Here is a 20,728-nt window from a genome sequence, read left to right as displayed (position 1 = left end):
ACCTCATGAGCGTGAAGGTGGATCTGGAAAAACTCGGCGACACCCTGGCCGACTTCCCAGTGGGCTTTCTGATCACCGTCGGTGACGATTTCCGTCCGCACACGGTGGCCGTCGTCCCGGCGTTCGACGGCGGCGCGGTGACGATCGAGCCCGTCGGAAACACCACCCAGCGCAATATCGGCGCCCACCCGGCCGTGACGGTGCTGTGGCCGCCGAAAGAACCCACCGGCTACTCGCTGATCGTCGACGGGACCGCCGAAGCCACCGACACCGGCCTGCGCGTGGTGCCCACCCGCGCGGTGCTGCATCGCAGCCCCGAAGGCGTTCACGACTGCGTGTCACTCAAGGAGACCTGAGTTATCCACAGGCTGGCGCCGGTGGGCTATCGCTGCATGCCGCTTTCGGCTGCTATTGAGCGATGGGGGAAATCGAACAACTGCTTGCTGCCAACGGCGGGGTGGCGTCCGCAGTGCAACTGCGCGCGGCGGGCTGGTCGTATCAGCAGATCAAGAAACAAGGGTGGCTGTCGTTGCGGCGCGGTTGGTACGCCAGCCCGTCGGCCGATCCGCACGTAGTGCGCGCCGTCACGGCCGGTGGTGTCCTGGGTTGCGTCTCAGTGCTCCGCCGCTTCCGGGTGTGGGTTCCCGATTCCGATTTGCACATCCGGTATGCGACGCGGGCGCGCCGGTCGCTCCCGGGCGGCCGGTCCTGCCACCCATACCGCCTTGATCCACCTGTTGCCGGCGCCATCGATCCGGTTGAGGTTGCCGTCGCATCAGCAGCGAATTGCCTGGATGCCGAAGGGCTGGTCGTCGTCCTGGACTCGATGCTGAACAAGCGCATGATCCAGATGGCCGATGCGCGAGACATTGTCGCTGCGTCGCCTTTCGCCCGGCGGCACCTGGCCGAGCGGTGTGACCCGGAGAGCGAGTCCGGCACGGAGACCATGATCCGGTTGCGACTGCGGGCACTACGAATTCACCTGCGCACTCAAGTGGACATCCCTGGAGTCGGACGAGTCGACATTCTCGTCGGCGACAGACTGATCATCGAAGCCGACAGCCGCGAACATCACCTACCCAGGTATCAGGCCGACCGGACGCGGGACAGAGTAGCGACGAGCATGGGATATCTGGTGATTCGGCTGACCTATGAGGATGTCGTTTACCGCTGGGACAGGGTGGAATCGGACATTCTGGAGATCATCCGGCGGAATGGACACCTCGGCGCGATCACAACGTGCGCCTGAGCGTGTCGATAACCGTATATAGCCTCAACAACCGCCTCAGCCGAACGTTGTGTCAGCCATTGCGATCAGGCAGCTGCGTCCGAGCCGGTCGAACCCTCGTGGGCGCCGCCGGCAGGCGTGTCGGATCCGCCGGTAGCCGTTGACTTGTCGACGTTGCCTGTGGCCGCGCCGGTCGGGGCGGACTTGGTGCCCGGCCGAACCTTGTTGCCCGACTTGACCTTTCCGGCCTTCTTGTCCGGCTTGCCGGTGACGCTGGCCTGCGCGTCCGGCTTGGTCTCCGGAGCCTTCGAGGCATCGGGAGCCGTCGGAGTGTCCTGAGCCTTGGGGGCCTCCTGGTCGGTCGAGGCCGTCGGCGATTCCGGCGTCTTCGAGATATCCGGGGTCTCTGAGGCTTTCGAGGTGTCCAGCGCCTTGGGGGTGTCCAGGGTCTTCGGCGTGTCCGGAACCTTCGGGGTGTCAGCAGGCTTCGGGGTGTCCGCCACCGTAAGCGTCACCGTGTTCGCGCTCAGCCCGTCGACCGCCGGGATGTCACCGGCCGCCACACCCTGAACCGCGGCAGTCGGCGCCAACCCGGTCACTGCCGTTTTCGCGGCTGCGGTGCTCGCCAGCGCCGGCGGTATCGGCGCCGGGAGGTTCGCCAGCAGATTGTCGAGCCCCTGCTGGAGGTTCGCGACCACGCCCGTCGCGAACTGGCCGACAGGTCCCGGGAGCGTGGTCAGCGGGTAGGTGAGATCGTGGATCAGGTAGCCGGCCAGTCCACCCTCGGTGTCGGAACCGAGCAGTCCGTAGACCAGATTGCTCACCAGGCCGGGGATGTCCTGCGGGGACTTGATGGCCGACTCGATGGTCGCCGCCACGTTGTACGGCAGGAAGCCGACGTAGTCGACCACGTCCCAGGCCGCCCACACCGGAGCCAGCGGAACGTTGTTCAACGAACTCACGATGCGCCCGGGTGTGGTGGTCCAGAAGGCGTCGGACGCGGCGACGCCGGTCGACGGATCGGGCAGCCCGCCGAGAGCGGCGCCGATGACGTTGGCGATGCCGTCGGCAATGCTGTTGATCAGGCCCAGCTGGGTGGTGCTCGGGCCGATCGGGTACGGCAGCCCGAGTGCGATGTTGCCGATCGCGTTGGCCTTGAAGTCCCACGGGAACGTGTAATGCGGGTAAGACTCGGCCGGGTTCGCATACCGGTTGACCAGCCAGCTCAACACCGACGGGGCGTAGGCGGGGTGCTGTACCGAGATGGCGATGGCGGTGAGCGCGTCGAACGGCAGCGAGACCACCGCTTCGATCGGAATGGCAACGCTTGCCGCGAGTCCGTCGACGATCCAGCCTGCCCCGGCCAGCGCGTCGGTAATCAGCGACGTGGGCACGACGTTGGCCTCGATGGTCGGTACCGCGCGCTCCGCCGCGCCGATCGATGCGCCGGCCGCGACCACGCCGGCCGCCAGGGCGGCAGCTGCCAACTTCGTCGGCATGAGTCGAACAGAAGCATTCATGAAACCGCCCCCTCGGTGACGTGGCGGGCAACGAGACAATGCAGCGCCACGAAGGACTGATATTGACTTCAATGTCAATTTTTAGCAGATTCCCAGCATCCACGTGGCCTGTTCAGCGGGCACGAGCCTGACCGCAGGGTGATTTTCCGACCGGCTTTTCGCCGCCAGGTCAGGCTCGAGGCAGATCACTCACGATCGATGCCGGTGGCGCCGGAATCCTCCAGCAGCCTCTTGAGCACGTCACCCGGATCTCCCTGATTCGGATGTAGCTCATGCGTCGCCACGCCACCGGATTCGGTCGCCACCCGGTCTGCGCCGACGGTGTCCGGCGTCTGCGTCGTGGGTCCGCCGGCAGGCGCCTGTCCGTCGGCACCGCCCTGAGCCGGGCTCTGACCGCCCGCGCCACCCGACTGCCCCTGCTCCCCTGGGCTCGGCGGCGGACTGCCCGGACTCGGCGGCTGATTCTCGGGACTCTGCGGTTGACCGCCCTGATTCGGCGGCTGCTCACCCTGGCCGGACGGGCCACCGCCCTGACCCGAGCCGTCCTGACCGCCTCTGCCACCCTGGCCACCCTGGCCGCCGCCCTGGCCGTCCGACGACTTCGGCTCCGGATCTTTCAGCTTGTCCTGCAACCGCTTCGCCGTCTCGTTGCGGTGCTTGCGCTGCTCCTCATCGGGCTCGGTCGAGTTGTCGAAACAGCCGGCGGGCGCCTGCTGCACGATCGTCAGCGCCTCTTGCCACAGCGGCTTCGCCTGGTCGCGGTGCTTCTCCGCGTTCTTCACGTCGCCCCGGGCCTCCAGCACCACCTCGAGGTTGATGCGCACCGGGCACGAATCTTCCTGGTCGACCAGTTCCAGCGACTTCTTGAACTCGGCCTCCGCGTCTGTCAGTTTGCCTTCCAGCAGGTAGCGGTCGCCCTCGGCGAAATAGGCCTTGTAGGAGTCGATGACGTTGAAGGACTTGAGCTTCCGCACGTCGCCGGCCATGCCGTAGGAGTTGTACGCGACGTAGTCCGACCGCGCGGACTGCCCGTAGACCACCATCGTGACCAACTTGGCGGCGATCCCCAACACCAGCAGGGCCGGTAGCACCGAGATCACCAGTAGCCTGCGCCGCAACACCTTCCGATGCGGGCCGGACGAAAAGAACCGGGCGACCGCCGCGACCACCGTCCGCCATACCGCCGATATCCGCGTCATTCGCCCCGCACCTTCGTCATGCGCGAGACCCGGTACTCACGCGCCATCGCGAAGAGTTCATAGCCCATCAACAGCATCGCGATGGCCGTGAAAATCCAATAGAACTCGGTGCGCTCGCCCGGCAGCGAAACCTGTTGCCGCTCCGCGGACGCCTTCGCATCGAGCGCGGGGATGATGGTCGCCGTCGAATCACCCGGCGCACGGTGGTAGTACGGCAGCTTGAGCTGGCCGGCGACGGTCTTCAAGGACGCCTCGTCCAACACCGAGAGGAACTGTCCGCCACCGGCGTCCGGGAAGTAGGACATCTCACCGTTCGGCGCCATTCTGCTGGCGACCCGGCCACCGCCGGTCGTGCCGTAGCCGAGCACCGCGCCGCCGGAGATCAGCCCCGCGGGGATGTCGAACTTCGTCGCCGATCGCTTCGAAACACCTGCGCCCTCACCGAGATAGAAGACCACGTTGCTCGAACCCGGGTACTGCCGCTGCGCGAGTTCCAGCTGGCGCTTGAGCTGCTCGTCGGCCGCGCCGACATCAACCTGGTACACCGAATCGAAGTCCGACTGGTACGCCGAATAACCCTTGAGCAGTGCCCGCAGACTCCAGACGTCGTCCGACAACGGCCAGTCGACGCGGGCTTTCGTCGCGAACGAGGTGATGGAGAACCGCCCCGACGGGTACTGGTCGACTATCGACTGCATGTCGGCCCGAATCCCGGCCATCCGGAACTGGTTGTTCCCGTAGTCCTCGGCCTTGGAGTTGAGCGAGCGATCGACGACGAAGAACACGTTGACGTTGCGGCCTGATGCAGCCGCCGCGACGGACTGGTCCGAAACATGCTTGTCCCCTTCGATTCCCGGCCGCGCGGCCGCCGCGAACAGGCAGACGATCACCAGGGTCAACAAGCTCCAGCGCAGCACCACCTTGCGCTGGCTACCTTTCCCGACGACCACCAGCACCCGGTAGAGGGTGAACATGCGCAGGATCAGGGTGAGGCCGGCCAGCAACAGGAAGACCCACCACGCCACCACGGGTTCGAACGTCATCGACGCACCCCCGCCAGGCTGATCGAGAAGACGATCACCAGAACCAGCGCCACGGCCAGCACCGTGTTCGGCCGGTCGCGCACCTGCTCGACGAGAATCGTTCCGTCGGAACGGGTGAGCCCGGGCGGGTGGGCGCGGATGTCGTCCAGATGGCTGCGCAGTGCCGCGTCCATCGCGTCCTGTTGCGTTCCGCTGTTGCCACCCTTGGGATCTGCCGCGACATAGCTGATGAACCGACCGCCGGTGGTCTCGGCGATGCCACTGAGGGTGCCGGCGGCATCACGCGTCGTCGGGGTCAGCACGTTCAGCTGAATACCCGAGGACCTGGCCAGCGCCCGCAGCGCGGCGTCGGAGTAGATGGGCGCCGTGGAACCACCGGCGGGGCCCAGGTAGATGACCGAACGACGGGCATCCGAGGTCTTGCCCACGCCGGGAAAACCCTTCATGCACAAGGCAAGAGCGTCGTTGACCGTCAGCTTGTAATCGGAATAGTCGACGGCCCGGCCGAACTCGTGTTGCGCACGCTGCAGCGTGGCGACGTCCTCCGGCGAGGGTGTCTTTTCGGACTTCAGCCGCTCCAGGTTCGCATAGCGACCCAGTTGCTCCTGGAGATATGAATAGTCCCGGGTCAGCGGGATCACCCGCAGGGTGCGGGACGTCAGTCCGAGACGCTGCGTCTCGAACTTGGCTGCCTGGTCACGGAAATACGACAGGACGACGGAGGCGTCATGGGCGGCCGGATCGTCCTCCGTGCACAGCATGATGTCCTCCGGGTGAGCCCGGTTGATCTCCGCGGCGGTCGCTTGCGCGCTCACGGGCCGTGCGGTGGCGATGATCGCGCACAGCGACACCGCGACCGTCGTTGCGGCGATGGCCGCCAACATGATTCGGTACCGGCGATAGGCGCGCGCGTATTCGGGCAACTGAGTCAACCGACCGACCCACGCCAGCGGACGCAACCGTCGCTGCTGCTGCCGCAGGGGCCAGAGGAATGCGACGGCCACAATGACACCCAAGGCCGTCAGTCCCACGACGACGACCCACCACCATCTCAGCTCCATGACCGGATCGCACTCCGCACCTGCGCTGCCGCGGCAGCGACATCGGGATTCTCGGCAACGTCGAATTGCCGGGTGTACAGGGCCTTCACGATGGGCGCGGCCGCAGCCGCGGGCCCGCGCTCCACCTCACCCAACGTCATGTACTGCGCCCGCACGCCCGTGCGGTAAAACACGAAATTCCGCAGTATCCGGCTCATTTCGGCGTACGCCTGGCGGCTGCTCAGCTCACCGGTCCGGTGCCGTTCGGCCACCTTCCCGACCGCGGCACCGAACTTGCGCTGCAGTACGCGGGCGCTGATGTCGCGGATCACCGGGATGGTGCGCAGACGTTCGACGGGAAGCGTCCACACCACGACACCGGCGAACCAGCCGATCACCCCGAGGACCAGCAGGACGCCGAACACCAGCCAGAACACCGAGTACGGCAGCGGCGCCACAATCCATTTCAGAAAGTCATTTGCCACGGCCGGCCTTCTTCAACATCAGGGTGACGGCGTTGAACAACTCACCGCTGCCGGAGACCCGGGCACACGGAATCGCGGAGCTGTTGACGTACTGCTCGAACGCCGCCTCACGCTGGGCCTCGGCCCGCCGGTACGCCTCCAGCACCCGATGCCCCAGAATCTCTTCACGCAGCAGGGTTCTGCCGCTGTCGACGTCGTAGCCCTCGCCGCCCAGTCCCGGCACTCCGATCAACGGGGCGTCGCGCACCGTCACCCAGTAGACGTCGTGACGCGCGGACACCTTGCGGAACTGCTCGTCCAACGCGGCGCTGACATCGGGTTCGTCGGAAATCACGAAAACGATGTGCCTGCGCCGGAAGTGGTGCAGCACGTACTCCAGTTGCGTGCAGAGGTCGCTGCGGCCGCTGCCGGCGACGTCATGGCGGTTGACGCGTTCCAAGATGTGCTCGAGGTGCGCCTCGCCGCGCCGGTTGGGCATGTGCGCCGAGCCCGTCGCATCGCCGTAGACCAGACCCATCTCGTCGCCCTTGCTGATGGCGATGAGCCCAACCAGGCCAACGGCATTGAGCACCACCCGCTGTTTGACCTCACCACCGGCCGCCAGCGCCAACATGTTCCGGCCCAGATCGGTGACCATCAGGATGCGCTGTTGCCGGTACGAGACGAAGCGCTTGACCAGCACCTCGGGCGAGCGCGCCGACGCCTTCCAGTCGATGTCGCGGACATCGTCGCCCGGGACATACGGGCGCAGATCGTCGAACTCGAGACTGCGTCCCTGGAACATCGAGCGGTGCTCGCCTTCGAGCAGCCCACGGGACACCCCGTTCGGACCCGAGAGCCGATTGCCGGCCAGGGTCTGCGCCTTGACCTCCTGCAGTAGAACGCCCATCGTGGCTAGGGAGTTCGCACTGCCTGAATGACGTTGTCTATCAACACTTCCGGAGTGACGTTCTGGGCCACCGCCTCGAACCCGAGGATCAGGCGGTGCCGCAGCACCCGGTGCGCCAGCGCTTTCACGTCGTCGGGTAGCACGTGGTTGCGGCCTGACAACAACGCCAACGCCCGCGCGGCCTTGCAGAAGGCGATCGTGGCGCGCGGGCTGGCGCCGTACTCGATGAGCCGGGCCAGATTCGCCGGAAGGTACTGCTGCGGCGTGCGGGTCACCGCGACGATCTGGGTGATGTAGTTGACGATCGCCGGATCGAGGTAGACGCGCCTGACCACGTCCCGGATGTAGAGGATGTCATCGAGCGAAGCCACCGGAGCCGTCCGGTGATTGGTGTAGACGCCGGCATCGATCCGGAAGACCATCTCCGCCTCTTCGCGCGGATTCGGGTAGGTCAGGATCTCCTTGAACATGAACCGGTCCATCTGCGCCTCGGGCAGCGGATAAGTGCCCTCCTGGTCGACCGGGTTCTGCGTGGCGAGCACCAGGAACGGTTCGGGAATCTTGTAGACCTCGCCCGCGATACTGGTCTGGCGCTCCTCCATCGCTTCCAGCATGGCGCTCTGGGTTTTCGCGCTCGAGCGATTGATCTCGTCCAGCAGCACGATGTTGGCGTGCACCGGACCCAGCTGCGTGTGGAACACGCCTTTGGACGCGTCGAAGATCTGGGTTCCGATGATGTCGCTCGGCAACAGGTCCGGCGTGCACTGGATGCGCCGGAATTTGGCCTGCACCGCGTCGGCGACCGCCCGGGCCGCCGTCGTCTTGGCAAGTCCCGGAACACTTTCCAGCAACACGTGACCACCGGTGAACAGCCCGATCAGCAGGCTCTGCTGCAGCCCGACCTGACCGACCACCTTGGCCGCGAACGCTCCGGACACCGCGTGCACCACCGCGCGGGCGCGGTCGAGTTCTTCCCGCGTCGGCTGCTGCTGCATCGTCGGGGCGCTCATCGACCGAACCACTTCACGGTCAACGGATCCTTCGACATGTCGATCTGGCCCATCAGCGGGACGAAACTCTTCCCCTGCACCGTCGCACCGCTGGTGCTCGTCGCGGTGATCGTCCACTGCGACGTCCCCATGGTGCGCACCGTCAGATCGAACGCGGTGAAGGTGTACTTGACCTGGTTCAGATCGGCCGGCGGCTCCCAGTGCACGGTGCCGTCGACCAGCGTCGGATTCGGCATGGCGTTCGGGCAGCCCGGCGGCGCCAGCGCGGTGGACTTGGCGCATTCGGCGATGGCGGCCGCCACCGCCTGCTTGGCCGCCTCCGAGCCGGCATCGCTGAGCTGCATCTGCGCGCCGACAGTGAGGCCGACACCTGATGCGACCAAACCGTCGAGCAATACCGGCCGCGCCGTCGACACCGTCAGATACTTGCTCGCCGAGCCGAGGTCGAGCCAGCCCGGAAACACATAGACGGGCGCGTTGCTCGGCGCCGGCTTACCGAACAACGTGAGCGGCGCGGTCGGCAGCGGCTGACCGGTGGCCGGGTTGTTGAGCTGAATACCGCCCGCGGCACCGAGATTCACCTTGACGCTGGCCGTGGGGAGCTTCCAGCCGCTGTCGTCCTTCTTCACCATCAAGGTCTGGTCGGCGGTCTGGTCACCGAAGTTGACGGACACGTGCACCTGGCCCATGGGGCCGGTCTCGTTGGCGCTCAGAATCCGGATGTTGGTGATGGGCCACTTCGCTGTCTGCTGCTTGAGCACATCGTCGGTGAGGAAGTCCTTGGATGCCGGCTGGTCGGTGCCGAATGCCAACGCGGCGTTCGCATCTCCCTTCGACAGCGCCTCCAGGTACCCCTTGACCGCGGCCTCCGCGGAACTCGCGCCGCCACCGCCGGCGCCGCCCGATCCGCCGCCGGAGAACGACACGATCGCCACGACGACGCCCACCACCAGGAGCACCGCGAGGGTGGCGCCGCCGGTGATGAACAAGGCCTTTTTGTTCTTGGCCGGTTGCTGCGGCGCCGGAGCGTATCCGGGCTGCGGGAAGGTCTGGAATTGCTGCTGCGGCGCGGCCTGCCAACCCGCGTGCGGCGGCGCGGCCTGCGGTGCTCCTACCGGAGCCGGGCCACCCCACTGCGGCGGCGCGGGCGGCGGTTGTCGGTAACCGTGGTGCTGCGGTGTCGGTCCGTCAACCGGATTGGGACCCCCGAACTGCGACTGCGGTGGTTGCGTCACGCGACGAAGCCACCTTCACGAAGCGTCACCAATTGAACCTCCCCCTCTCCCCGTGCCGACTTGCGTCGGCGACCCGACGGTATCACCTCTCCGGGTGGGCTTCCGTCGGCAATAACCAGCACCGACGCCGGCTGAAGGCACGAAAAAGCCCCGGTGTGCAGAGCACACCGGGGCCTTTCGTTGAAGAGCTGGACTTAGAAGTCCATACCGCCCATGCCACCGGTCGGGTCGCCGGCGGGAGCCGCGGCCTTCTCCGGCTTGTCGGCGACGACGGCCTCGGTGGTGAGGAACAGCGCCGCGATGGACGCCGCGTTCTGCAGCGCCGAGCGGGTGACCTTGACCGGGTCGGCAACGCCGGCGGCCAGCAGGTCCTCGTACACGTTGGTCGCGGCGTTCAGGCCGTGACCCGAGGGCAGGTTCGACACCTTCTCGGCGACGACGCCCGGCTCCAGACCACCGTTGAAGGCGATCTGCTTCAGCGGAGCCGACAGGGCGACACGCACGATGTTGGCACCGGTGGCCTCGTCACCCTCGAGCTTCAGCTCGTCGAGAGCCGGAGCCGACTGCAGCAGGGCCACGCCACCACCGGCGACGATGCCCTCTTCGACGGCGGCCTTCGCGTTGCGAACGGCGTCCTCGATGCGGTGCTTGCGCTCCTTGAGCTCCACCTCGGTGGCAGCGCCGGCCTTGATGACTGCAACGCCACCGGCCAGCTTGGCCAGGCGCTCCTGCAGCTTCTCGCGGTCGTAGTCGGAGTCGCTGTTCTCGATCTCGCTGCGGATCTGGGCCACGCGGCCGGCGATGGCCTCGGCGTCGCCGGCACCCTCGACGATGGTGGTCTCATCCTTGGTCACGACGACCTTGCGGGCCTTGCCCAGCAGGGTGATGTCGGCGGTCTCGAGGGACAGGCCGACCTCTTCGCTGATGACCTGGCCACCGGTGAGGATCGCCATGTCCTGCAGCATCGCCTTGCGGCGGTCACCGAAGCCCGGGGCCTTGACGGCGATGGACTTGAAGGTGCCGCGGATCTTGTTGACGACCAGGGTCGACAGGGCTTCGCCCTCGACGTCCTCGGCGATGATCAGCAGCGGCTTGCCCGACTGGATGACCTTCTCCAGCAGCGGCAGCAGGTCCTTGACGGTCGAGATCTTCGAGCTGACCAGCAGGATGAACGGGTCCTCGAGGACCGCTTCCTGACGCTCGGCGTCGGTCACGAAGTAACCCGAGATGTAGCCCTTGTCGAAGCGCATACCCTCGGTGAGCTCCAGCTGCAGGCCGAAGGTGTTGCTCTCCTCGACGGTGATGACACCCTCGTTGCCGACCTTGTCCATGGCCTCGGCGATCAGGTCACCGATGGACTGGTCACCGGCCGAGATACCGGCGGTGGCAGCGATCTGCTCCTTGGTCTCGACCTCCTTGGCGGAAGCCAGCAGGCCCTTGGTGACAGCCTCGACGGCCTTCTCGATGCCGCGCTTCAGGCCGAGCGGGTTGGCGCCGGCGGCGACGTTGCGCAGGCCTTCGCGAACCAGGGCCTGAGCCAGAACGGTGGCGGTGGTGGTGCCGTCGCCAGCGACGTCGTCCGTCTTCTTGGCAACTTCCTTGACCAGCTCAGCGCCGATCTTCTCGTACGGGTCCTCCAGCTCGATCTCCTTGGCGATGGACACACCATCGTTGGTGATCGTGGGGGCGCCCCACTTCTTCTCCAGGACGACGTTGCGACCCTTGGGGCCCAGCGTCACCTTTACGGCGTCGGCGAGGCTGTTCAGGCCCCGCTCGAGGCCACGGCGGGCCTCTTCGTCATACGCAATTGTCTTGGCCATTGCGAAGTAATTCCTCCGGTTGGGAATTGCACGTCTTTGGTCAGGCGCAGCGCCCGCGACGGACGGCCTGGGCTGTGCTCGCAGATGCGGCCCCGACCTCACTGTCCCGACCTAGCACTCACCTATCGAGAGTGCCAACGTCTTTTTAGCACTCTGACAGGGCGAGTGCAAGGTCGTTCGCCATCCGCGCAAGCACCGCTTCGCGGCCGGAAATCAGGACGCCGACCGGTACTGCGCCACCTGCGCCGCGTAATCGTCGAGCAGGCGCAGCGATTCGTCCTTGCCGACCGAGGGCAGGAACAATCCGAGTTGGCCGAAGCCGAGGTCTTCGGCAGTACGCCAGTAGTCCGGTTTCATAGGTGCACCGAACATCGCGAGTGGCACGTCGTAGTCCGCGCCCGAGCGCAACTGCGCTGTTCGTTCCGCCAACACGTCCCTGGGGAAGGGGTTCGAAATCCAGCCCGCACGGTGACGCAGCACCCGCTTGACGGTGGCATCGGAGTTGCCGCCGACATAGATGGGCGGGTGCGGTTTCCGGACCGGCTTGGGGCGGCAGTAGGACGGATCGAAGTTGACGTACTTGCCGTGATATTCGGCGGGTTCGGTGGTCCACAGCGCCTTGATGGCTTCGATGCTCTCGTCCAGCCGGGCCCCGCGGGTTTTCGGATCAGTGCCGTGGTCCCGCATCTCCTCGAGATTCCAGCCGGCACCGACGCCGAAGACGAATCGGCCACCGGAGATGAGATCGATGCTGGCGGCTTCCTTGGCCGTGTGGATCGGATCGCGCTGGATGAGCAGGGCGATGCCGGTGAACAGCTCGATGGTCGATGTCACGGCCGCGGCGGCCGCAAGCGTCACGAACGGGTCGAGCGTGTTGTAGTACCAGGGCGGCAGTTCTCCGCCGTTCGGATACGGCGACTCGCGGCTCGCCGGGATGTGACTGTGCTCGGCGATGATCAACGACGCGAACCCGCGCTCCTCGATCGCGCGGGCCAGCGAAACCGGATCGATACTGTCGTCATCGACGAAGGTCGAGATCCCGAACTTCATACGGCCGACGCTACTGACGTGGCCGCAGCCCGTCCATCATCAATTCGATGACGCGATCCGCAGCGTCGGTGTTGTAACGCTGCGCGGCGTTCGCCGCCACGAGCAGCGTCTTCACATCCGATGCCGTGACGTCCGCCCGGACGGCGCCGGCCCCTTGGGCGACGGCCAGCAGTTCCCCCAACAGCGCCAGGAATTCCTCTTCGACATCGGGCACCAGAGCGTTGACGTCGATGCCGAGGCCGGCGAGCGCGTCGACCAGGCCCTGATCGGTTTCGCCCCACCGAACCATCGCACGCAGGAAGTCGAACAGCGCGTCGCCCGGCGCGTCCGACGCCAGGCACGCCCGGCCGGCGCCCATGACGTATTCCAGCCGATCCTCGATCACCGCGCGGTAGAGATCGTCCTTGGTCGGGAAGTGCCGGTAGACGGTGCCGGCGCCGACGCCGGCCCGCCGGGCGATCTCGTCGATGGGCACCGAAAGCCCCTCGTCGGCGAAGGTTTGGTAGGCGACTTCCAGCACGCGAGCGCGGTTCCGGGCCGCGTCGGCCCGCAATGGCCTCTTCGGTTTGCAGATCATCATGCTCCCGGGAACAAATAAAACGGGGCGACCGTTCCGGATATGTGAAGCATCCGGGGCGCTCGCCCCGGATAACCCCCAGGCTACCGAGGAACCGTCATGCCCAAGTGGACTACCGCCAACATCCCCGACCAGACCGGGCGCACCGCCGTCATCACCGGCGCGAACACCGGCCTCGGCTTCGAGACCGCCGCCGCGCTCGCCGCCAAGAACGCACACGTCGTGCTCGCCGTCCGAAATCTCGACAAGGGCAAGGAAGCCGTCGACCGCATCCGGCAGGCCACCCCCGACGCCGACGTCGCCCTCCAGGAACTCGACCTCAGCTCGTTGCAGTCGGTCCGGGAAACCGCCGAACAGCTGAAATCCGAATACCCGGCTATCGACCTGCTGATCAACAACGCCGGCGTGATGTGGACGCCGAAGCAGACCACCGCCGACGGCTTCGAGATGCAGTTCGGCACCAACCACCTCGGACACTTCGCACTGACCGGACTCCTGCTCGACCAGCTCCTCACGGTGCCCGGCTCGCGCGTCGTGACGGTCAGCAGCCTGGGCCACCGGATTCGCGCCGCCATCCACTTCGACGACCTGCAGTGGGAGCGCCGCTACAACCGGGTGGAGGCCTACGGCCAGTCCAAGCTCGCCAATCTGCTCTTCACGTATGAACTGCAGCGCCGGCTGACGGGCGCCGAGACCGTCGCCCTCGCCGCACACCCCGGCGGGTCGAACACCGAATTGACGCGGCATGTACCACTGCCTGCCGCGATCTTGCCCGTCGCGGAACGGCTGTTCCAAAGCGCCGCCATGGGCGCCCTGCCCACCCTGCGCGCGGCGACCGACCCGGCCGCCTTCGGCGGCCAGTACTACGGACCGGACGGACGGTTCCAGCAGACCGGTTACCCGAAGGTCGTCGGCTCGAGCGACCAGTCACATGACACCGAGCTGCAGCAGCGGCTGTGGACGGTCTCCGAGGAACTGACCGGCGTCACGTTCCCGGTCTGAGCAAAAAGAAGTCCTGTGGGTTGTGCGACAGGAGGTTTCGCATAACCCACAGGACTGTCTCGGCTTCGAAGCGCCTCAGTAGCCGATGTTCAGCAGCCCGTTGCGCCCGTCGCCGACGGTGACGACGCCGCCGCTCCCGTTACCGATGTTGACGATGCCGGTGTTCAGGTTGCCCATGTTGGCGACGCCGGTGTTGCCATTGCCGAGGTTCAGGATGCCCTTGTTTCCGAAACCGAAGTTGAGGACGCCGGTGTTGCCGGCACCGCCGTTGAGCACGCCGTCGTTGCTGCCGGGCCCGAGGTTGATGCCGGAGTCGGCGGACGCCGCGCCGGCGCCGAGCAGTGCGATTGCGCCAGCACCGGCCACTGCCGCTCCCAAGAGGACGGTTGAACGGATCATCGACATGACTTCTCCTTCGCTAGCCCGAATATGGATAGCTAGAGAGTAGACAGCATCCGGGCGAATGCGAAGCAATTCGGCAAATATCGCTACTCGATTACGCGTATGCGAGAGCGCGACCTGCCGCAGGTTCACAAGATGTCTCGCAATGCAGCGTCCGACCGTCGAAAATTTGCCAAAGTGATTAATTGCCAGCAGTATTCACACACATCGCAGGTCGTCGATATTTACCGGGTGAATTGATTTTCAACGGAATCGTCGCCGGCCCCAGCCCAAGATCGCCGCAAATACAACCGGTGTGGCAAATTTCCGCATCGCCAACGTATTTACGGCATTGAGTAATTGCGTAATGTCGCCGGCGTGCATCTTTCATTTGCTGACAGCGTCGCGGCCGAGCGTTCGTCGATGCCGGCCCGATGGACCCTTCTCGAATCCTGAAACACGGGACCGCAGCACCCCGGATACACCCAAACCAGCGCCGCCACACAGGCCCCGTACCTGCCTGAAGATGCCAAATCGGTTGTGCACTACAGAAATGAACGTGTTCTAAAAATATTCGAGACCCTTACACCGCCAGCCCCTCGGCCGCCGCAGCGCGGACCCGCGACCCGGGCACCCGAATATTTTCAAAATATGCACGACAGCCGACTTTCCCCAGGTGAGAATGCCTTTTCCGGAACAATGTCGGTACCGGCGGTCCGCGATATGAACGGCCGCACACTTTCCTCAAGATGTTCACAGCTTGCGATTACGGGTGTTAGTCTCCCCACGTTTATTGACGGGGGTGTTGCATCTCACACCCGACGCGCGAGGAGGATCGTGGGCAAGCACAGGGCAGTGGGGACGAACAGCTGGTGGAGTGCGGCCGGGCCGCTCGCGGCTGCGGGCTTGACCAGTGCGGCATTCGCCAGCGCCGGTGTGATGCTGCTGCTGGGGCCCGATTCTCCGACTATGCAGTCGGTGACCGCGGACATCCGGCTCGTCAACACCGAGAGCTCCACCGGCGACAGCGGCTCCAAGTCGGGCAACTCCGGTGCCACCAAGACCACGGACAGCAAGACCAAGAACCCGAGCAAGCCCAAGCCGACGAAGCCGTCCACGAAGCCGTCGACCGAGACCGGTGAGACACCGTCGTCCGGCACCCCGTCCGATACGCCGCGCACCCCGCGCCAACAGGCGCAGGACCGGATGCGCCAGTACGCCGAAGAAGCCAGGAAAGCACTCAACGACCTGGCGAAGGGCCCCAAGGTGAAGCCCACTCCGGGCACCAAGCCGCCCAAGCACGCCAGCACCTCTGACGGCACCCCGAGCGCCTCCACCGGCGGCTCCAACACGGGCACCCCAGGTACCCGCCCCGCACGCGGTCCGCGGTCGACTGCCGGTGTGGTCACCGGCGGAACCAAAGCCACCGAACCTGGCACCAAGCCGACGGCGCCGCACACCACGACCACCCCGGCCGGCGCCACGACCCCGTCGGCTCCGAGTGACCCGTCCACCTCGTCCGGCGCGGCAACCCCGGGAACCGGGGCTGTCGTCACCGCCCCCACCAGCAGGCCGTTCAACCCGATCACCGGCCTCCTGTCCGCCGTCGGCCTGGGCACCATGCTGACCCCCGACGCACCGACCCACCCCGACCAGATGCCCGGCGTCTGGGCCGTGATGGCCTGGGTGCGACGCCAGGTCGAGTACGGCGTCGTCGCCAACAAGCGGTTGCACCCGAGCGCCGCGCACTCCGTGGCTGCGACCGCCCCGCCGGCCGCGGCCCACCCCCTGGGCGCGGTCAACCCGCAGGCGGCGGCCAACCCGCAGGCAGCGCCCGCACCGGAGGCCGCGGTCAACCCGCTCGCCGCGGTCAACCCGCTGGCCGCAGTCGGCCCGCTGGCGCTGCCCACGTTCGTCGACCCGACGGTGATCGTCGCCAACTGGATTTACCAGAACGTGCACTTCGGCGTGCAGGCCTGGATCAACAGCCCCATCGGCTTCGTGGTCGACACCGGCATCAATCTGTTGGCCGGCCAGTACCTGATCGGCAACGGCGCCAACGGCAACCTGATCAACCCCAACGGCGGCAACGGCGGTCTGTGGTTCGGCGACGGCGGTAAGGGCTACTCGAGCGGCCTTCCCGGTGTGGATGGCGGCAACGGCGGCAACGCCCGCGGCTTCGGCAACGGCGGCGCGGGCGGCGCCGGCTACTCGGGCTTCGGCATCTTCACGCCGACGAACGGCGGCAACGGCGGCAACGCCGGCGGGATCGGTCACGGCGGCGCCGGCGGCAAGGGCGGCGACGGTGCCAGCGGCGCCGATGGCCTTGCCGCGCTGGGCCAGAACGGCGGCAACGGCCAGACCGGCGCCAATGGCGGCATCGGCGGCAATGGCGGCCACATCTTCGGCATCGGCGGACGCGGTGGCGCCGGCGGCAAGGCCGGCAACGGCGGCAACGGCGGCTCGGGCGTCCTCGGCGGCGGAGCCCTCGGCGGCGGTGGAAACGGCGGCAACGGCGGTAACGGCGGCGTCGGCGGCAAGGGTGGCAAGAAGGTCGGGTTCATCGGCACGGTCGGCGCCGGCGGCACCGGTGGCGCTGCCGGATACGCCGGCAACGGCGGCAACGGCTCCGACGGCAGTTCCTCGTTGATCCCGGACGGCGGCAAGGGCGGTGACGGCGGCAACGCCGGTACCGCGGGTGCCGGCGGCTTCAACGGCAGCGGCAAGAAGCAGGCCGCGACGGGCAACGCCAGTGCCACCGGCGGCAACGGCGGTAAGGGCGGCAACGGATTCGACACCATCACCGCGATCGGCGTCGCGGGCAACGGCGGCGCCGGCGGCAACGGCGGCTCCGGTGGAACTGCAGGCAACGGCGGTTCCGGCGGCGCGGGCGGCACCGGTGGTAACGGTGCCAATGGCCTTGCCGCACTTGGGGAGAACGGCCCCAACGGCGGCCACGGCGGCGCCGGCGGCAACGGCGGTGCGGGCGGCACCCAGTCCGGCAACGGCGGCAGGGGTGGCGCCGGTGGCGCCGCCGGCAACGGCGGCAGCGGCGGTTCGGGTGTCCTCGGTGGCGGAGCCCTCGGCGGCGGCGGCAACGGCGGCAGCGGCGGTAACGGCGGCGGCGGCGGCAAGGGCGGCGCGGCCGCCCACGGCACCGTCGGTGCCGGTGGCACCGGTGGCGCAGCCGGTAACGGCGGCAACGGTGGCAATGGCTCCGACGGCAGCTCGTCGCTGATCCCCGATGGCGGCAAGGGCGGCAACGGTGGCAATGCCGGCACCTCGGGCGTCGGCGGCTTCAACGGCGCCGGAGTAAGCCAGGCCGCGAATGGCGCGGGTGGCAACGGCGGCAACGGCGGCAAGGGCGGCAACGGGTTCAACACCATCACCGCGATCGGCGTGGCAGGCAACGGTGGCGCCGGCGGTAACGGCGGTTCCGGCGGATCCAACGGCAACGGTGGTAGTGGTGGCGCGGGCGGCATCGGCGGTAGCGGTGCCGATGGCCTTGCGGCGCTTGGCGAGAACGGCCCCAACGGCGGCCACGGCGGTGCCGGTGGCATCGGTGGTGCCGGTGGCACGAACGCCGGTAACGGCGGCAGTGGCGGAACCGGCGGCGCGGGTGGTGACGGCGGCAGCGGCGGCTCGGGCGTGCTCGGTGGCGGAGCCCTCGGCGGCGGCGGCAAGGGCGGCAACGGCGGTAACGGCGGCGTCGGCGGCAAGGGCGGCGCGGCCGCTCACGGCACCGTCGGTAGCGGGGGCAAGGGCGGTGCGGCCGGTAACGGCAGCAACGGCGGCGACGGCTCCGACGGCAGCTCGTCACTGATCCCCGACGGCGGCAAGGGCGGTGACGGCGGCAACGCCGGCACCTCGGGTGCCGGTGGCTTCAACGGCGCGGGCGTCAACCAGGCCGCCAGTGGTGCGGGTGGCAACGGCGGCAACGGCGGTAAGGGCGGTAACGGGTTCAACACCATCACCGCAGTCGGCGTCGCGGGTAACGGCGGTGCCGGCGGTAACGGTGGTTCCGGCGGATCCGACGGCAACGGCGGCAACGGCGGTGCCGGCGGCAAGGGCGGTAATGGCGCCGATGGTCTTGCCGCACTTGGTGAGAACGGACCCAATGGCGGCCACGGCGGTGCCGGCGGCATCGGTGGTGCCGGTGGCACGAACGCCGGTAACGGCGGCAACGGCGGTGTCGGCGGCAACGCCGGTAACGGCGGCAGCGGCGGCTCGGGTGTCCTCGGCGGCAACACCGGTGGTTCCGGCGGTGCGGGTGGTAACGGCGGCGCTGGCGGCAAGGGCGGCGCGGCAGCCCACGGCACCGTCGGAAACGGCGGCAAGGGTGGCTGGGCCGGAAACGGCGGCACCGGTGGTGCCGGGTCGGACGGCATTTCGTCGATCCAGCGCAACGGCGGCACGGGCGGTACCGGCGGCGCCGCAGGCAGCGCTGGGGCCGGCGGCTTCAACGGCGCCGGCGCCAACCAGGCAGCCAACGGCTTCGGCGGCAATGGCGGCGACGGCGGCAAGGGCGGCAACGGCTTTGATGCCCTCACCATCCTGGGTACCGCCGGCCGCGGTGGCGACGGCGGTGCCGGCGGTGCGGGTGGCCTGACCGGCAACGGCGGCGCGGGTGGCGCCGGCGGTACCGGTGGCAACGGCGCCGACGGGACCATCGGGGCGACGTTGGGGGGCACCGGCCTGTCCGGCACCAGCGGCGGTGCCGGCGGTAACGGTGGCGCCGGTGGAGCCGGCGGCACGATCTCGGGCGTCGGCGGCGCAGGCGGCACCGGCGGCACCGGCGGCACCGGCGGGTCCGGCGGCGTCGGCGGGCTTCCGGCCTTCGGGTCCAACAACGCGGCCGGTATCAGCGGCGGCGGCGGCTTCGGTGGCACGGGCGGCGCAGGCGGCGCGGGCGGTAACGGTGGCGCCGGCGGATTCTCCGCCAACGGCATCGACGGTGCCGGCGGTAACGGTGGCGTCGGCGGCAATGGTGGCCTCGGCGGCGACGGCCAGACCGGCGCGAACGGCACCCCGTTCATCAACGGCAACGCCGGTGCGACCGGCGGTGTGGGTGGCCACGGCGGCGCCGCGGGCGCCGGCGGTAATGGCGGCTCCACTGGCGACAACGTCGGTGGTGTCGGCGGTAACGGTGGCATCGGTGGTGCCGGCGGCACTGGTGGCGACGGCGGCAAGGGCTACAACGACAACGTGACCCAGTGGGGCAACGGCGGCAACGGTGGGGCCGGCGGCACCGGCGGTACCAGTGGCAATGGCGGTAACGGCGGCACCGGTTCGATCACCGGCGCCGGCGGCAACGGTCCCGCCGGTGGTGCGGGCGGCGCGGGCGGTTCGGGCGGCGCCAACGGCGGGCACGGCACGCACGACGGCACCGACGGCGCTACGGGCAGCAGCGGCGCCAGCGGTTCCGGAGGCACCGGCAACCCGGCCGGCGGCTCCGGAGTCCTGATCTAGCCACAGACAGCGAATGCGGTGTGGTGCCAATCGGCGCCACACCGCATTCGGCTATTCAGGACGGCCGGATGCCGTCACCTCCGTAGATCCAACAACTCCTCCTGGAACCCGCCGAACTGCCGGCCCGGTTCGACGAGGTGCACTTCGAGAATCCAATGGCATTGCCGCCCTTGGGAATCCAGGCGCCGCATCGGCAGGTCCGAGCCGGGCGCCACATAGGAGTCGATCTCGTGGCCACGAATCTTCTCATGCGGGAACTCCCCCACGAGGTGTCCGGCGATCGCACCGCCGAATTCCCAGCCGGCGGCGCGACTCAGCTCGACGACGTGGTCGAACAGCTGCGCGCCGGTGATATCCGGGGTCGACTCGAAGTGTGCCCGCGCCGCTTCCCACACTTTGGGTAAGTCGTTGCGCAAGGCCAGCTTTCGCGGATCGTCACCGAGCACGAAGGTGCGGCCGAAGTCGGCTTCCCACTCCTCGAAGAGCGGGCCGAGGTCGACGAACACGATGTCGTCGTCGGCGATCACCCGGTCGGGCGGGTTCTCCCGCGCGGTCGCGAGCGTGTTCTCGCCGCCGTGCACGATCCGCTTGTGCCAGTGCCGCGTGACGCCGAGGATTTCGGCCGCCAGATCACGGATCTCGTCGGTCACCTGACGCTCGCCGACGCCGGGCCGGATCAGCCCGCGTTCCTCGATGGCGACGAACAGTTCCGCTGCTTTGTCCTGAGCATCCAGAAGCCGCGCGGCCCGCATGCCCTCGTCAAACTTCTCCACCGCACCG

The 20,728-nt window shown here is 67.8% G+C and carries 17 protein-coding genes; 4 read left to right on the top strand and 13 right to left on the bottom strand.

The features are described from left to right. Nucleotides 1–5: 5 nt before the first annotated feature. Entirely contained in the window at nucleotides 6–356 is a 351-nt protein-coding gene (locus tag H289_RS0112545) for a pyridoxamine 5'-phosphate oxidase family protein (protein ID WP_020101143.1), read from the top strand. 62 nt (nucleotides 357–418) lie between these two features. Further along, nucleotides 419–1,249, top strand: a complete 831-nt coding sequence (locus H289_RS0112540) for an endonuclease domain-containing protein (RefSeq protein ID WP_020101142.1) — start codon at nucleotides 419–421, stop codon at nucleotides 1,247–1,249. Nucleotides 1,250–1,314: 65 nt separating this feature from the next. Here H289_RS0112540 and H289_RS0112535 read toward each other — a convergent pair whose 3' ends face one another. The 11 genes from H289_RS0112535 to H289_RS0112480 all read right to left on the bottom strand — a co-directional run bounded on the left by H289_RS0112535 (nucleotide 1,315) and on the right by H289_RS0112480 (nucleotide 13,093). Next, nucleotides 1,315–2,727, bottom strand: coding sequence for a hypothetical protein (locus H289_RS0112535; protein ID WP_029105150.1), 1,413 nt, complete (start codon nucleotides 2,725–2,727; stop codon nucleotides 1,315–1,317). A 206-nt stretch (nucleotides 2,728–2,933) separates the two neighbouring features. Next, nucleotides 2,934–3,947 carry a tetratricopeptide repeat protein gene (locus tag H289_RS0112525; protein ID WP_036420484.1) on the bottom strand — a complete coding sequence of 338 codons (1,014 nt, stop codon included), beginning with the start codon at nucleotides 3,945–3,947 and terminating at the stop codon, nucleotides 2,934–2,936. Then, nucleotides 3,944–4,990, bottom strand: coding sequence for a vWA domain-containing protein (locus H289_RS0112520; RefSeq protein ID WP_020101140.1), 1,047 nt, complete (start codon nucleotides 4,988–4,990; stop codon nucleotides 3,944–3,946). The genes H289_RS0112525 and H289_RS0112520 overlap by 4 nt, the downstream gene beginning before the upstream one ends. Next, nucleotides 4,987–6,051, bottom strand: coding sequence for a hypothetical protein (locus tag H289_RS0112515; protein ID WP_020101139.1), 1,065 nt, complete (start codon nucleotides 6,049–6,051; stop codon nucleotides 4,987–4,989). The genes H289_RS0112520 and H289_RS0112515 overlap by 4 nt, the downstream gene beginning before the upstream one ends. Beyond that, nucleotides 6,042–6,515 carry a hypothetical protein gene (locus H289_RS0112510; protein ID WP_020101138.1) on the bottom strand — a complete coding sequence of 158 codons (474 nt, stop codon included), beginning with the start codon at nucleotides 6,513–6,515 and terminating at the stop codon, nucleotides 6,042–6,044. The genes H289_RS0112515 and H289_RS0112510 overlap by 10 nt, the downstream gene beginning before the upstream one ends. Further along, a complete protein-coding gene (locus H289_RS0112505; RefSeq protein WP_020101137.1) occupies nucleotides 6,505–7,404 on the bottom strand; it encodes a DUF58 domain-containing protein in 900 nt (299 codons plus the stop codon). Before H289_RS0112505 ends, H289_RS0112510 begins: the two co-directional genes overlap by 11 nt. Nucleotides 7,405–7,409: 5 nt before the next feature. Next, nucleotides 7,410–8,414 carry an AAA family ATPase gene (locus H289_RS0112500; RefSeq protein ID WP_020101136.1) on the bottom strand — a complete coding sequence of 335 codons (1,005 nt, stop codon included), beginning with the start codon at nucleotides 8,412–8,414 and terminating at the stop codon, nucleotides 7,410–7,412. Beyond that, nucleotides 8,411–9,649 (bottom strand): DUF4878 domain-containing protein, encoded by a 1,239-nt coding sequence (locus H289_RS0112495; RefSeq protein ID WP_020101135.1) that lies wholly within the window; start codon nucleotides 9,647–9,649, stop codon nucleotides 8,411–8,413. The genes H289_RS0112500 and H289_RS0112495 overlap by 4 nt, the downstream gene beginning before the upstream one ends. 194 nt (nucleotides 9,650–9,843) lie before the next feature. Beyond that, on the bottom strand, nucleotides 9,844–11,469 hold the full coding sequence (gene groL / locus H289_RS0112490) for a chaperonin GroEL (protein WP_020101134.1): 1,626 nt from the start codon (nucleotides 11,467–11,469) through the stop codon (nucleotides 9,844–9,846). A 213-nt stretch (nucleotides 11,470–11,682) separates the two neighbouring features. Then, complete coding sequence (locus H289_RS0112485) at nucleotides 11,683–12,519, bottom strand: LLM class F420-dependent oxidoreductase (protein ID WP_020101133.1); 837 nt, start codon at nucleotides 12,517–12,519, stop codon at nucleotides 11,683–11,685. Between the two features lie 10 nt (nucleotides 12,520–12,529). Beyond that, nucleotides 12,530–13,093 carry a TetR/AcrR family transcriptional regulator gene (locus H289_RS0112480; protein ID WP_029105149.1) on the bottom strand — a complete coding sequence of 188 codons (564 nt, stop codon included), beginning with the start codon at nucleotides 13,091–13,093 and terminating at the stop codon, nucleotides 12,530–12,532. A gap of 102 nt (nucleotides 13,094–13,195) precedes the next feature. On the opposite strand from H289_RS0112480, the gene H289_RS0112475 reads away from it, so the two are divergent. Then, the gene (locus H289_RS0112475) at nucleotides 13,196–14,098 is read left to right on the top strand and encodes an SDR family NAD(P)-dependent oxidoreductase (RefSeq protein ID WP_020101131.1); all 903 of its coding nucleotides are present in this window, start codon (nucleotides 13,196–13,198) and stop codon (nucleotides 14,096–14,098) included. Between the two features lie 75 nt (nucleotides 14,099–14,173). Here H289_RS0112475 and H289_RS0112470 read toward each other — a convergent pair whose 3' ends face one another. After that, entirely contained in the window at nucleotides 14,174–14,503 is a 330-nt protein-coding gene (locus H289_RS0112470; protein WP_081633396.1) for a pentapeptide repeat-containing protein, read from the bottom strand. A gap of 813 nt (nucleotides 14,504–15,316) precedes the next feature. Between H289_RS0112470 and H289_RS33870 the strand changes: the two genes are divergently transcribed. Then, complete coding sequence (locus tag H289_RS33870; RefSeq protein ID WP_155944123.1) at nucleotides 15,317–19,948, top strand: PGRS repeat-containing protein; 4,632 nt, start codon at nucleotides 15,317–15,319, stop codon at nucleotides 19,946–19,948. Between the two features lie 74 nt (nucleotides 19,949–20,022). Here the strand turns inward: H289_RS33870 and H289_RS0112440 are convergent, their stop codons facing one another. Further along, complete coding sequence (locus tag H289_RS0112440; RefSeq protein ID WP_036420525.1) at nucleotides 20,023–20,700, bottom strand: M24 family metallopeptidase; 678 nt, start codon at nucleotides 20,698–20,700, stop codon at nucleotides 20,023–20,025. Nucleotides 20,701–20,728: the final 28 nt, after the last annotated feature.

The sequence above is a fragment of the Mycobacterium sp. 360MFTsu5.1 genome, assembly GCF_000383495.1.
Taxonomy (GTDB): Bacteria; Actinomycetota; Actinomycetes; order Mycobacteriales; family Mycobacteriaceae; genus Mycobacterium; species Mycobacterium mucogenicum_B.
The sequence above is the reverse complement of the archived record's forward strand: the minus strand, read 5'-3'. Positions and strand labels throughout refer to the sequence as shown.